Source organism: Bacillus sp. FSL R5-0434, assembly GCF_038004745.1.
Taxonomy (GTDB): domain Bacteria; phylum Bacillota; class Bacilli; order Bacillales; family Bacillaceae; genus Bacillus; species Bacillus halotolerans.
The window spans coordinates 1,181,593-1,194,725 of the sequence record NZ_JBBORV010000001.1 but is presented as its reverse complement, the minus strand read 5'-3'; the positions used below and the strand labels follow the sequence as shown (position 1 = coordinate 1,194,725).

The 13,133-nt window shown below is 46.5% G+C and carries 11 protein-coding genes and 1 pseudogene; 1 reads left to right on the top strand and 11 read right to left on the bottom strand.

The window, feature by feature from the left end:
* Positions 1 to 31: 31 nt before the first annotated feature.
* Positions 32 to 769 carry a hypothetical protein gene (locus NYE43_RS06125; protein ID WP_095713629.1) on the bottom strand — a complete coding sequence of 246 codons (738 nt, stop codon included), beginning with the start codon at positions 767 to 769 and terminating at the stop codon, positions 32 to 34.
* A gap of 258 nt (positions 770 to 1,027) precedes the next feature.
* On the opposite strand from NYE43_RS06125, the gene NYE43_RS06120 reads away from it, so the two are divergent.
* Complete coding sequence (locus tag NYE43_RS06120) at positions 1,028 to 1,213, top strand: YjzD family protein (RefSeq protein ID WP_010333727.1); 186 nt, start codon at positions 1,028 to 1,030, stop codon at positions 1,211 to 1,213.
* 45 nt (positions 1,214 to 1,258) lie between these two features.
* Here the strand turns inward: NYE43_RS06120 and NYE43_RS06115 are convergent, their stop codons facing one another.
* The 10 genes and pseudogenes from NYE43_RS06115 to NYE43_RS06070 all read right to left on the bottom strand — a co-directional run bounded on the left by NYE43_RS06115 (position 1,259) and on the right by NYE43_RS06070 (position 13,086).
* Positions 1,259 to 1,438 carry a YjzC family protein gene (locus NYE43_RS06115; RefSeq protein WP_003239319.1) on the bottom strand — a complete coding sequence of 60 codons (180 nt, stop codon included), beginning with the start codon at positions 1,436 to 1,438 and terminating at the stop codon, positions 1,259 to 1,261.
* 84 nt (positions 1,439 to 1,522) lie between these two features.
* A pseudogene (argF, locus tag NYE43_RS06110) lies at positions 1,523 to 2,471 on the bottom strand (ornithine carbamoyltransferase).
* A gap of 2 nt (positions 2,472 to 2,473) precedes the next feature.
* A complete protein-coding gene (locus NYE43_RS06105; protein ID WP_185848086.1) occupies positions 2,474 to 5,566 on the bottom strand; it encodes a carbamoyl phosphate synthase large subunit in 3,093 nt (1,030 codons plus the stop codon).
* Positions 5,559 to 6,620: a carbamoyl phosphate synthase small subunit gene (locus NYE43_RS06100; protein ID WP_198097497.1), complete on the bottom strand. Its 1,062-nt coding sequence runs from the start codon at positions 6,618 to 6,620 to the stop codon at positions 5,559 to 5,561. The genes NYE43_RS06105 and NYE43_RS06100 overlap by 8 nt, the downstream gene beginning before the upstream one ends.
* A gap of 70 nt (positions 6,621 to 6,690) precedes the next feature.
* Entirely contained in the window at positions 6,691 to 7,848 is a 1,158-nt protein-coding gene (locus NYE43_RS06095; protein WP_268543190.1) for an acetylornithine transaminase, read from the bottom strand.
* The gene (gene argB, locus NYE43_RS06090; protein ID WP_024120896.1) at positions 7,845 to 8,621 is read right to left on the bottom strand and encodes an acetylglutamate kinase; all 777 of its coding nucleotides are present in this window, start codon (positions 8,619 to 8,621) and stop codon (positions 7,845 to 7,847) included. Before argB ends, NYE43_RS06095 begins: the two co-directional genes overlap by 4 nt.
* Before the next feature lie 14 nt (positions 8,622 to 8,635).
* On the bottom strand, positions 8,636 to 9,856 hold the full coding sequence (gene argJ, locus NYE43_RS06085) for a bifunctional ornithine acetyltransferase/N-acetylglutamate synthase (RefSeq protein WP_341061291.1): 1,221 nt from the start codon (positions 9,854 to 9,856) through the stop codon (positions 8,636 to 8,638).
* Positions 9,857 to 9,875: 19 nt separating this feature from the next.
* Positions 9,876 to 10,913, bottom strand: a complete 1,038-nt coding sequence (gene argC / locus NYE43_RS06080) for an N-acetyl-gamma-glutamyl-phosphate reductase (protein WP_326230777.1) — start codon at positions 10,911 to 10,913, stop codon at positions 9,876 to 9,878.
* Between the two features lie 203 nt (positions 10,914 to 11,116).
* On the bottom strand, positions 11,117 to 11,656 hold the full coding sequence (locus tag NYE43_RS06075) for an MFS transporter (protein WP_044156416.1): 540 nt from the start codon (positions 11,654 to 11,656) through the stop codon (positions 11,117 to 11,119).
* Entirely contained in the window at positions 11,656 to 13,086 is a 1,431-nt protein-coding gene (locus NYE43_RS06070) for an FAD-binding oxidoreductase (RefSeq protein WP_341061288.1), read from the bottom strand. The genes NYE43_RS06075 and NYE43_RS06070 overlap by 1 nt, the downstream gene beginning before the upstream one ends.
* Positions 13,087 to 13,133: the final 47 nt, after the last annotated feature.

The window sequence follows — 13,133 nt, the reverse complement described above, 5'->3', positions numbered from 1 at the left end:
GCAAAAGAGAAGGCTATTGTTATTGTATTCTTTATAACTCTTTTTCATGCCTGTGAAAGAATTTGCAGATTGATGCATAGATCCTGCTTGGGTGCTCAAATAAATGAAACGTTATGTCAACCGGACAGCCTTGGTTTTGCTGCTGCTTTTCCTTAAATACTTCCGCATGCAGGCTGTACGGATACGGTGCTCCGGTCATCCGCTGCCATATATGAACCGGTACGCTGCTCGGATAGCTTTCGATTGTTTTATAACGGAGTGAAGCCGCTTCTTTTTCGGAGATTTCGTAGCTTTCCGATACCTCTTTCAAAAATTGTTTATAGAAAAATTTATTTTCTTTTTCTGATTCATAATGTGCCTGAAGATCGAGACAAGGATTCAACATCGCGGCTGATCGGATATGATCCGGGGAAAAACGAAGCAGTTCATCGGCCACGAGAGCGCCCATCCCTTCTGCTAAAATATGAATCTTCGGATTGAGTATTTCCTGCTTCAACACGAAATGTATCAGCTGTTTGGCATAGGTGACCGCTTTTCCCGCGCCCCAGTGCCTTCCGAACAGATTGCTGTTAAAAATGGTATAGCCTTCGTCCCTCAGCATATTTAAAAGCTGATTTCTGCCATAATGCTGAAGCCAAAAACTTGAATCATTACCGACAAAGTGGGTTCTGTCCCCGAGGACAAAGATGCCAAAGCCGTTCGGACGATAGGGCAGATGAATCACGTTATGCTCCGTTCCCAATTGAAAATACCTTTCCGTTATTCCCATCGCTTGCCCGCCTCCTTTCACACTTCATCTCACGCTATCTTATGTAAAAAGAAAAGAAACGAATAAGGTAAAGTCCTAGCCTTTCTATGTTTTGGCTATTATACCAATTGACGATATTTATTTTTTATATTTTACCATTAAAAATGTGACGAATCAGACTCTTTTGTCACCTCACTTTCTTCTAAAATTAGATTCCCCCTTCGCTTTATGTATGGTATGATAACTTCTAGAATAGAATGAGAAGGACGAGGTGGAAACGTGCGATTTATTATTGCTTTTATTTGGACGTTCCTTTTATCGCATATGGCATGCTATTTGATTGCCAGCATGAACAGTGTAGCGTATAACTTCACAACATCATCCGTAATTGCTGTCGTTTTATATGTGCTGATCATGGCGCTAGCAGCAATCATGCCTATGAACAACAATGCCAGCCAGCATTAATAAGCCAAAAACCCAAAACATGTATTGTTTTGGGTTTTTTCGTGATCACGGTTTTCTTTTATACGTCCACAGGCGGTTGTGATTAGATGTTTCAGGAAACATATCTCCTGCTGACAGATGGACCTTTTGCGGGTTTTTGACCATACTCCCCGTCTCGCCGATTTCTACGTAGATGCCGTTGTTGGGCGCTTTCTGCCCGGGCCGGAATTGATGCTGCTGTCCCACTGTTTTTCCTCCTTTTCCTTTTTCGTGTAGTATGCGCCTAAGCGGGTGTGAATATGTTTCCATAAAAAAACTGCTGAGACCGGCTCAGCAGTTTTTTCGGTTATTCCCCTTTGTAAAGGATCGCCTTTAACAGCGCTTTTTGCACATGGAGACGGTTTTCGGCCTGCTGGAATACAGCGGAATTCGGACCGTCAATAATCTCTGCCGTCACTTCTTCTTCACGGTGTGCAGGAAGACAGTGCAAAAATGTATAGTCAGGTTTAGCATGGCTGACAAGCGATGCATTCACCTGGTAAGGCGCGAAGACTGCGAGACGCTCTTGTTCTTCCGCTTCCTGTCCCATGCTTGTGAATACATCTGAATAAATGACGTCCGCATTTTTTACGGCTTCAATCGGATCAGCTGTAAGTGTAATGGAAGCACCGGATTGAAGGGCAAATGCTTTGGCTGCTTCCGCCGCTTCGTCTAACACTTCGTATCCCTTAGGCGAAGCAATCGAGATATCACAGCCCATTTTTGCGCAGCCGATCATCAGGGAGTGCGCCACATTATTTCCGTCACCGATATATGCGACTTTCACACCTTTGAGATCGCCTTTGATTTCCTTGATCGTCAATAGGTCCGCCAGCGCCTGGCAAGGATGATATTTATCAGTAAGCCCGTTGATGACCGGAATATCAGCGTGTTCAGCAAGCTCCTCCACCTTTTCATGCTCGAAGGTCCGGATCATGATTGCATCTACATAGCCCGAGAGCACTTTTGCCGTGTCAGCCACAGTTTCACCGCGGCCCAGCTGCAGATCTTTCTGGCTTAAAAAGAGGGCATTTCCGCCAAGTTGCGCCATGCCGGCCTCAAATGAAACACGTGTCCGTGTGGATGATTTTTCAAAAATCATCGCAAGGGTTTTGCCTTGAAAAATAGGCTGAATCTTGTTTTGTTTCAGTTCACTGGCTTCAGCAAGCAACGCGCTGATATCCTGTTCACTGAGATCTTTTAGCGTTAATAGGTCTTTTCCGAATAGCATTTCTCCCATATTCACTGTGTGCATGATGCCACTTCCTTTTTATAAAGATCTCTGAGGGAAACAGGGTGCGGACTGCCTGATCCGCTTTGCAAAAACGCCCGTACGGTTTCCTCTTCAGTAAAGACGGTAATGCCGTGTGTCATGGCTTCCAAACGCTCTTTGCGTGCTTCTTCAGAGCCATTCAAATGGATATGGAGCGCTTTTTCATCCTGTTCCATCCATGAGGCGAATGTGCCTTCATGAACCGTAAAGCCGGCGTTTTCCGCTAATGTCTTCAAATCTTCCGGTCCGTTTTGCAAATAAATGCTTCCTTTTTGATTCCAAACACGCGTGTAGATTTTTTTCAACGCGCTGTCGGCGTCGTATGCAACACACATGCCTTCTCCTGTCGATTTCATCTCCGGTCCAAGCTTGACATCTACATCTTGAATCGCATGTGAGGAAAAGACCGGGAACTTTACAGCAACGCCGTGGTGATTTTGAACTGCCGGGTTTACATCTTTTAGAGATGCCCCCGCCAGCAGCCTTGTGGCGAGCGGAATCATCGGGACGCCCATGACTTTGCTGACGACCGGAACTGTACGGCTCGCTCTCGGGTTCACTTCAAGGACGAGAATGGTTTCGTTATCGATCACAAATTGGATGTTCATAATACCTTTAAATGAAAGCTTTTGGGCAATTTTTTGAGCAGCATCTTTTATTCCCTGCTGCAGTTTGTTTGTGACAGAAGGCCCCGGGAGAATGGCGAAGCTGTCTCCTGAGTGGACGCCCGCCCGCTCAATATGTTCGGTATATGTCGGGATAAAGACTTCTTCGCCATCGGAAATCAGATCAATCTCGACTTCTTTTCCTGACACGTACTGATCAATCAAAATCGGGTACGGCATGCTGTCTTCTCCGTCCAGCAGCTGAGAAAGCGCAGCTTCCGATTCAACGATGATCATGCCCATTCCGCCAATGACATAAGAAGGACGGATTAATACAGGATAGCCGATGCCGTTTGCTTTCTCTGCAGCCTCTTCTTTTGTATAGGCAATTTCTCCTTTAGCGTGCTGCAATCCGAGTTCATCAAGAAGCTGATAAAATTGATCGCGATCCTCTAACACGTCAAGCGTTTCAAACGATGTGCCGAGAAGCGTGATTCCGGCTTTTTCGAGCGCTTCAGCAGCATTGATCGCGGTTTGGCCGCCGAACTGCACGATCGCAAAGTCAATGTTTTCCTGCTCCGCCACGTTTAATATGTGCTCCGTTGTCAGCGGTTCAAAATACAGGCGGTCCGCAATTTCATAATCTGTGCTCACGGTTTCCGGGTTGTTATTAATCATAATCGTTTCGAATCCAAGCTTTTGCAGCGTTAACACCCCATGAACAGCACTGTAATCGAATTCAACGCCCTGCCCGATGCGAATCGGTCCTGAGCCGATAATCAGCGCGCGCTTTTTCTCTTTGCGGCTGATGTCTCCATCGGTTTCTCCGAAATACGTGGAGTAAAAATAGTTGGTTTTCGCATCAAACTCAGCTGCGCAAGTATCAACAATTTTGAAGGAAGGCGTAATCCCCTTCTCTTTGCGAAGAGCGCGCACCTCTGCCTCTGTCTTGCCGATAAGTGAGGCAATCGTTGCGTCTGAAAACCCTTTTTCCTTTGCCTTTTTCAATAAATCAAAAGAAAGGTCGCTCCCCGCTTCCATGATCTGATTTTCCAGCTTGATGATATTGTTAAAGGTGTGAAGGAAAAACGGGTCGATTTTTGTTTTTGCATGGATTTCTTCTATTGATATGCTTCGGCTTAACAGCTCCATCACAACGAAAAATCTTCGATCGTCAGGTGTGATTGCCAGCTCCCAGAGCGCTTCAATTGATAAGCCGCCGAGCTCCGGCAGATGCGTGCCGACGTTTTTCAGCTCAAGAGAGGCTGCCGCCTTTTGGAGCGCCGCTTCTACATTACGTTCAATCGCCATCACTTCTCCGGTGGCTTTCATTTTTGTGCCGAGCTTGCGATCCGCGTTTTTGAATTTATCAAACGGCCAGCGCGGAAACTTGACGATGACATAGTCCAATGCCGGTTCGAAGCTCGCATAAGTGGAGCCTGTAAGCGGGTTTTTTAATTCGTCAAGCGTGTATCCGACCGCCAATTTCGCAGCCATTTTCGCAATGGGATAACCTGTTGCTTTTGACGCGAGAGCAGATGAACGGCTCACACGCGGATTCACTTCAATGACGTAGTATTGCTTGCTGAACGGATCAAGCGCAAACTGAATGTTGCACCCGCCTACGACATCAAGTGCCGAAATGATCGTCAGACTTGCCGTCCGGAGCATTTGATAGTCTTCATCAGTTAATGTTTGTGAAGGCGCCACTACGATCGAATCGCCTGTATGCACACCGACCGGATCGATGTTTTCCATATTACAGACGGTAATGCATGTGTTGTTGCTGTCGCGCATCACTTCATATTCAATTTCTTTAAAGCCGGCAATGCTCTTTTCTACCAGGCATTGATTGATCGGGCTAGCCAGGAGCGCTTGCTTGATCATGGCGGCAAATGCTTCTTTCGTAGGCGCGATGCCCCCGCCTTTTCCGCCTAACGTGTAAGCAGGCCGGATAATGACAGGAAAGCCGATGGATTCAGCAAAACGAAGGGCATCTGTTTCGTTATCGACAATTTCGCTTTCTGGAACTGGCTGATTCAGCTCGTTCATTAAAGAACGAAATTTTTCCCGGTCCTCTCCTTTTTGAATTGTATCAACGGATGTACCCAGAAGTTTGACGCCGTGCGCCTTTAAAATACCCGCTTCTTCAAGTTCAACCGCAAGATTCAGTGCAGTCTGCCCGCCTAAATTGGCCAGAAGTCCGTCGGGCTTTTCTTTCTTAATAATGTCTGTCAGGCTTTCTACCGTCAGCGGTTCAAAATAAATGTCATCCGCGAAAGCTTCATCGGTCATAATTGTTGCCGGGTTGTTGTTGACGAGAATAACCCGATAGCCTTCTTCCTTGAGCGCGATGCAACCTTGAGTGCCTGAATAATCAAATTCTGCCGCCTGGCCGATGATGATCGGGCCTGAGCCGATTACTAATATGCTTGAAATACTGGTGTCTTTAGGCATGGGCGATTTCTCTCCTTGCTGGTATCACATTCTTTAAATAATCATCAAAAATCCATTCGCTTTCCGCCGGCCCGGGATGGGCTTCCGGGTGGAATTGCACACTCATGACAGGCAGCTTTTTATGGGAAAGCCCTTCAACTGACGTGTCATTGACATGGTGGAATCTAATCGTCAGCTCTTCTTGATTAATGGATTTTTCATCAACCACATAGCTGTGATTTTGGCTGGTCATGAACACCCGCTTCGTTTCACGGTCGATGACCGGATGGTTTGCGCCCCTGTGTCCGAACGGCAGCTTAAACGTATTTCCGCCGAAAGCGAGCGCAATCAGCTGGTGGCCGAGACATATGCCGAGTGTCGGAAAGCGGCTGACAATGTTTTTGATTTGTTCCATATACGGTGTAATGGCTTTCGGATCTCCGGGTCCGTTGGATAACACGACACCGTCGGGCTTTATGCCGTAAACCGATTCCATTTGCTGATACGGTATAACAGTGACCTTGCAGCCTCGTTTCACGAGGGATGATGCAATTGATTTTTTATAGCCAAAGTCAATGAGAGCAATATGTTTATTTCCTTCACCGATTGTGCTGATGTCCTGTGCGGTCGCCTGTTCTGCGACGTTCTCAGGCTGCAGGGCAATCTCAGCCGCTTCTTTAGAGGCAGTGACAGACGCCCCCATCGTTCCGTTCGCGCGGATTTTTTTGACGACAGCCCTCGTATCGACATGGGACAAGAGCGGGATGTTCCATTTTTTCAGATATTCCTTAAGACTGTATACCGCTTCATGATGAGAAAAATGATCGCATGCCTCGTAAACAACCGCTGCTTTCACTTGCGGTTTTTTGCTTTCAAAGTCGTTTTCATTAATGCCGTAGTTGCCGATCAGCGGGTACGTAAATACGATAATCTGTCCTTTGTATGACGGGTCTGTCAGCACTTCCTGATAACCCGTCATTCCTGTGAAAAACACAGCTTCGCCCGTGCAGTTTTCATGTCCGTCCAGTTCTCCGCTGAACACTGTTCCATCTTCTAATACTAAATAACCTTCCATCTAAAAGCCCACCTCTTGATGAATAATTAATTATAAAAATGAATTTTTATGCTTTTACATCGAAAAAAAATTACAGATTGACAGCGGAATGCTGAGCAATCGCTTGTTTCAGCTTGCTGACGGCTTCTGTTATTTCATCCTTTGTCACGGTGAGCGGCGGCAGCAGACGAATCACGTTCGGTCCGGCCGGCAGTACGAGCAAGCCTAATGTCTGCAATTCAGCAATGATGTCTGCAACCGGCCCATCACACTCAATTCCAAGCATTAATCCTTTGCCGCGAATTTGCTTCACAAAAGGACTCTTCAGTTCAGCCTCCAGCTGTTCTTTCAAAAACGCACCCTTATCAGCAGCCTCTTGCAGAAAGTCAGGCTGGAATACAACCTGCAATGTTGCATTGACGGCGGCCATCGCCAGCATATTCCCTCCGAAAGTCGTTCCGTGAGACCCAGGAGTAAACGCTGCTCCCAGCTCTTTCTTGCCGATTACCGCACCGACTGGAAAGCCGTTCCCCAATCCTTTTGCAGCTGTGATGATATCAGGTGAGAGGCCGAAGTGTTCGTATGCGAAGCCCTTTCCCGTCCGTCCAATGCCGGTCTGAATTTCATCTACGATCAGAAGCGCCTGCTTTTCCTTGCAAAACGACTGTACGGCTGTTAAAAATTCTGCACTGGCCGGATTGACTCCGCCTTCTCCCTGTACGGTCTCAAGCATTACTGCGGCTATGCCGTCTTCCTCCCCAAGAGCATCAAAAGCGCCAGGATCATTGTACGGGAGGTAGTGAAAGCCTTCCAGCATCGGACCGAAGCCTGTTTTGATTTTATCCTGTCCAGTAGCTGCCATCCCTGCATAGGTGCGGCCGTGGAATGATTGAAGAAATGTGATGATTTTCGTTTTTCCAGTTGCTTTTCGCGCCAGCTTAATCGCGCCTTCATTCGCTTCCGCTCCGCTGTTGCAGAAAAAAACGAGATCTCCGGCACTGTTTGCTGCTAACTGCTGTGCCGCTTGCTCCTGAAGACTGTTTTCAAACAGATTGGATACGTGCCATACGCTGTCGAGCTGTTTTTTGACCGCTTCTGTGACCGCTTCATGGCAGTGACCTAGGTTGGAAACCGCAATCCCTTGAATGAAATCGAGGTATGTTTTGCCGTTTTGATCCTCAACGCAAGTTCCCTTCGCTTTCTTTATCTCAATGTTCCACCGTCCGTAGGTTTGAAACAAGCTGCTCATGAAACAGCCTCCTTTGCTTTGACGATTTTTGTTCCTTGAAATGTTTGATTTGAGAAAAACGATCCTTTTCCATTTACGATCATCACTTCTGATACCTGGTCCGATAATGCTGACAAGGCTGAATTGACCTTTGGTATCATCCCGCCTGTGATCACTTCCTGTTTAATGAGAGTCTGAATTTCCTCAGGGGTCAGGATGTCGAGACGCTGTTTTTCCTTCATAATTCCTTCCACGTCTGTGACGAACATCAGCTTATCGGCTTTCAGCGCCCCGGCGACTGCCGAAGCAGCAAGATCAGCATTGACATTCAGTGTTTTGTAATCGCTCGTCAAGGACAGGGGCGCGATTACCGGGATAATGCCTTCATCCATCAGCGCGTTTACCATAGAGGCATTAACCTTTTTAATTTCTCCGACTTCCCCGTATGTGTCCGGATCAAGATAGTCTGCTTCGAGAAGGCCTCCATCCTTGCCGGACACTCCCGCAGCCCGGAGCCCGTGTTTTGCAAGCTCGGCAACGAAAAATTTATTCACTGAGCCGGACAGTACCATTTCAGCGACTTCCAATACCGGTTTGGTTGTTTTCCGCTGTCCGCCTGCAAATTCTGTTTTGATGTTTAACCGTTTCAGCATATGTGTGATTTCCGGTCCGCCGCCGTGCACGATTGCCAATTTCCATCCTGACTCCATCAATTCTTTCAGGTTTTGAAAAAATTCTTCCGACAGCTCACGGATGACACTTCCCCCGCATTTAAAAACGATTGTTTTCTTCATTGTGCTCCCCTTTATTACGTGCGATAGCTCGCATTAATTTTGATATAATCATAAGTCAGATCACAGCCCCATGCTCTTCCGTTCCCGTCTCCTTCATGCATCTTGATGACGATGGCAATCTCGTCTCCTTCAAGATATTCTTTCGCGAGAGATTCAGAGAATGGCTGAGGCTCGTTGTTTTTAAACAGGCATTGGCCCCCGAGATAAACCTCTACTTCTTCAGCCTTCACCTGAGCCGCGCTGTGCCCGATAGCCCCGATAATGCGCCCCCAGTTCGCGTCTGTTCCGTATACAGCGGTTTTTACGAGGTTCGACCCGACAATTTTCTTGGCAATTACGTTTGCATCAAGATTGTTTTTCGCCCCTTTTACTTGGGCTTCGATTAGTTTTGTCGCGCCTTCTCCGTCTCTGGCAATCTCCTTAGCCAAATCTTCGCAAGCCAGAAGAAGCGCTTTTTTAAAGAGCGGCCAGTCTTTATGCTCTTCCGTAAGGCACTCATTTTCCGCGCAGCCATTTGCCATGACCAATACCATGTCATTGGTGGAGGTTTCTCCGTCAACTGTAATTTGATTAAAAGAGACGTCAGTGATGTCGCGGAGCGCTTTTTGCAGCGTTTTTTCTTCGATTGCCGCGTCTGTTGTCACAAACCCCAGCATCGTTGCCATGTTTGGGTGAATCATTCCGGAGCCTTTAGCCGCTCCGCCGATGGTGACTTTTTGACCGCCGATTGTCAGTTCATAGCACGTTTGCTTGATGACGGTATCTGTCGTTAAAATCGCTTCCTCGAAATCTCCATATCCCGCAGGCGTTTCTTTCAAAAGCTCGATGCCGGCCTGAATGTTTTCCATATTTAAATGTTCGCCGATGACACCAGTTGAAGAAACGGCGACAAGCTCCGGCTCAATGCCCAGCTGTAAAGCAAGGCTCTCCCGCATTTTGTATGCATCCTCTAAGCCCTGTTCCCCTGTACAAGCATTGGCAATGGCGCTGTTGACAATGACTGCTTTCAGAGCTGATCCATGCTTTAAGCTGTCCTGTGTGACTTTAATCGGAGCCGCCTGAAAGTGGCTTTGCGTATAAACTGCCGCGCTCACTGCCGGTGTCTCGCTGATGATGACGCCAAGGTCTTTTTTCGAGTAGCGCAGCCCGCAATGCACGCCCTTTGCCTGAAATCCTTTTGGCGAGGATACATCGCCTTTTACTTTCACTATTTGATCTTCACTCAACTGAATCATGGTTCGATTCTCTCCTGTTCTATGGATAAATTGGTGTCATGGTAAGACCTGTCTCTTCGTTCCAGCCATTCATGATATTGAAATTTTGTACTGCCTGCCCAGCGGCACCCTTCATCAGATTATCAATTACCGATACGATCGTGACCCTGTTCGTTCTTTCGTCGAGGGTAACGGATACATCGCAGAAATTGCTGCCGAACACTTCCTTCGTTTGCGGGTAATGACCCTTTGGCCTCACTCTCACAAAATATGAATCTTGGTAAAATTCCGAATATAAATCGTGCAGATCTTCTGCAGATAGGTCAGATGTTAATTGCGTATACATTGTCGCCATGATTCCCCTTGTCATCGGAACCAAGTGAGCAGAAAATGTAATAGCCTTCAACTCTGGCTGCCATTCTTTTAACGTCTGTTCAATCTCAGGGGTGTGCTGATGTTCATTTACTTTATAAATTTTAAAATTGTCGTTAAGCTCAGAAAAATGGGTTCCCATGGATGCTTTCCTCCCCGCACCGGAAACGCCTGTTTTCGCATCAACGATAACGAACGATTCATCAAGCAGCTTTTTTTGAGCCAGAGGCGCGAGGCCTAGCAGCACAGCCGTCGGGAAACACCCCGGATTGGCGATGAGCTTCGCCTGCTGAATGTTCCTTTGATTCAGCTCCGAAAGACCGTAAACTGCCTCTTGAATTGTTTCTTTTGGTGCCGCTGTCCGTTTATACCACTTTTCATATACAGCAGGCTCTTGGATCCTCAGATCACCTGACAGATCAATAACCGAAATTCCCGCCTCTGCAAGCTGCGGAGTCAGTTCACTTGATACTCCCGGGGGCGCAGCAAGAAACATGACATCGATTTCCTGTTTGATTGTATTCATATCAATGGGCTTCAGCCTCTGCTCAGCCAAGCCAGTAAGATGAGGGTAAGTATTACTATAGACATTTCCTTCCCCGCTGGATGAATAAAGTATACATTCTTCTGTATGAGGATGATGTGTAAGAATCCTGACAAGTTCGGCGCCTCCATAACCCGTAGCGCCTACAATTCCTATTTTCAAAACGAATTCACCTTCTTGGTCTTTGTGAAATTATTTAACATTATAACATGAATAAAAATTAATTCAATCGTATATTTAATATTTTTATTCATTTATAAATTTTCTGTTCAATAAAAAACCGACTCTTAAAAAGCAGGCAGAAACCGCTTCAAGTTGTTGGCCCGGCGCCATTTGCAGCTGTATAAAAAAACAGGCTGACCGTGTCAGCCTGTTTTCATCATCATCAATCCGCTCAGAAAATATAGAATAGAGCTTGTATAAAAAATCATTTGCACCGTAAAAAAGTCGGCGAGAAAACCGCCGAGCATAATGGCAGCTGCTGAAAAAACAGCGGTCCAAAAATGATAATTCCCAATCTTTTTTCCGCGTTCCCCGGTGTCTGTAAAGTCGGCGATTAATACTTTTTCTCCGTGTTTTTGCATCGCCCCAAAGAGACCTAACAGCACTTGCACGATGTACACTTGAAGAACGCTGTTAACATGCGGGACATACAAAAGCAGAACCGCCATGCCCCATGAGTTCGCAAGCAGATAATAGCGGCTGTCGATCCTTTCAGAAAGCCGGCCGAGGAGCGGGTAAATGAGCGCTCCGCTCAGTCCGAATAATCCGTAGGAAAACCCGAACTGCGTGTAGCTTGAGCCGATATTCTTCACAAACAGAATATAAAACGGAAAGATTAAACTGCTTGCGAAAAACACGCTACTTTGTGAAAGTGTCAGCCATTTTAATTTGTTTTTCCCCATTATTTATACCTCTGATAAAAGTAATTCATAAACCGCTCATCCGGATCATACGTCTTTTTTTTCTGAAAAAACGCTTCGCTTTTCGGATACGCCTGTCTCATTTGCGCTTTTGTCTGATATGTCATATACGGCAGATAATAGCTTCCTCCGTGTTTGAGCGCAACGTCTGTCATGCGCCTGATGATCCTGGCAGCGTCAGCCTGGTCTTCTTTTGAAAAGCCCTCGTTGATTAAAAGCACGAGCGAAAACATATCATCCTTCGCATAAGACAGGTCAGCTTTTTCGTTTTTTTGCACATACCGGATCGTGATATTAAGCAGATTCAGGTCTTCGTGTGACAGCGTTTGTCTCAGGTCATCAATATAGGAAGCGTACTCCTTCACCGGCACAAAGTATTCCTGCAGCACGTCTGTATTTTCATTGTTTTCGTATTCGAGAAATTTTGATTCTGACCGCATGACATTATTGCGTGAGATCTTTGTTCCATTTTGGCTTAGAAAATAGGATTGCTGGGTATTCCACAGCCAGTTTCTGCCCCACCCGTACCTTCTTGACAGGCCGAGCGCGAATTTCGTCACCTGTGTATGCTCATCCTCTTTGAGATCGCTGTAAGATGTCAGCTGATCCTGCTCGTCTGATAATACGTAATTTGTGACATACATGTCTTTTAGAAATCCTTTTTCTGCTGTTGAGATGCGAGCGAGGTGCATGCGGACACCGGGATTGCCTTTGACATGCTTTGTAAAATAGTCAGCGTATGTGCTGTAGTTCATTTTTTCCGTCTGCATGACGTACAGCTCGTCATCCGTTAATTCAAGCTCAGCATCGAGAATCACGCCAAAAAGACCGTACCCGCCGATGACTGCTGAAAATAAGTCATCTTTTGGAGTGACAGTGACAATTGTGCCGTCGGCTTTTAAAAGACGGAATGATTTGACTGTATCAATCAGCGATCCATAGCGGATATCACGCCCGTGGGCATTGGCGCTGAGAGATCCTCCGATTGTAAAAATATTTTGTGACTGCATGACTTTTACCGCAAGCCCGTATGGATTTACGTATTTCTGTATGTCATTCCACGTCGCCCCGCTTTGGACCCTGATGGTTTTTTTCTCTTTATCGAAAGCGAGGATTTTGTTGTAGCCTGTCATGTCCAGAACGATGCCGTCCTCGTAATATGTATGGCCGCCCATCGAATGCTGTGTTCCGGCTATTGAGATTTTTATGTTTTTTCGATTGGCCTCTTTGACTGTGTCAATGAGGTTATTTTCTTCCTGCCCTTTCACCGTCTGCTTAATTTTCACCGGCATCAAGCGGCTGACATCGGTCATCTCGCTGGAGCCGCTTTTTTGCTCTGAGTGAACAGAGTACGCAAACAGGGCCGCATACGCACCGGTGCACAGCGCGAATGCAAGCAATTTCTTTTTCATGGCGCTCTCCCTGCTGTTTTTTATGGCCATTATACCATGTTTGCGTC

Excerpts from the sequence above, each read along its gene's own strand:
- argJ (WP_341061291.1), bottom strand. The coding sequence starts at position 9,856 with ATGATTCAGTTGAGTGAAGATCAAATAGTGAAAGTAAAAGGCGATGTA.
- NYE43_RS06125 (WP_095713629.1), bottom strand. The coding sequence starts at position 769 with ATGGGAATAACGGAAAGGTATTTTCAATTGGGAACGGAGCATAACGTG.
- NYE43_RS06095 (WP_268543190.1), bottom strand. The coding sequence starts at position 7,848 with ATGAGCAGCTTGTTTCAAACCTACGGACGGTGGAACATTGAGATAAAG.
- NYE43_RS06100 (WP_198097497.1), bottom strand. The coding sequence starts at position 6,620 with ATGGAAGGTTATTTAGTATTAGAAGATGGAACAGTGTTCAGCGGAGAA.
- NYE43_RS06105 (WP_185848086.1), bottom strand. The coding sequence starts at position 5,566 with ATGCCTAAAGACACCAGTATTTCAAGCATATTAGTAATCGGCTCAGGC.
- NYE43_RS06070 (WP_341061288.1), bottom strand. The coding sequence starts at position 13,086 with ATGAAAAAGAAATTGCTTGCATTCGCGCTGTGCACCGGTGCGTATGCG.
- argB (WP_024120896.1), bottom strand. The coding sequence starts at position 8,621 with ATGAAGAAAACAATCGTTTTTAAATGCGGGGGAAGTGTCATCCGTGAG.
- NYE43_RS06075 (WP_044156416.1), bottom strand. The coding sequence starts at position 11,656 with ATGGGGAAAAACAAATTAAAATGGCTGACACTTTCACAAAGTAGCGTG.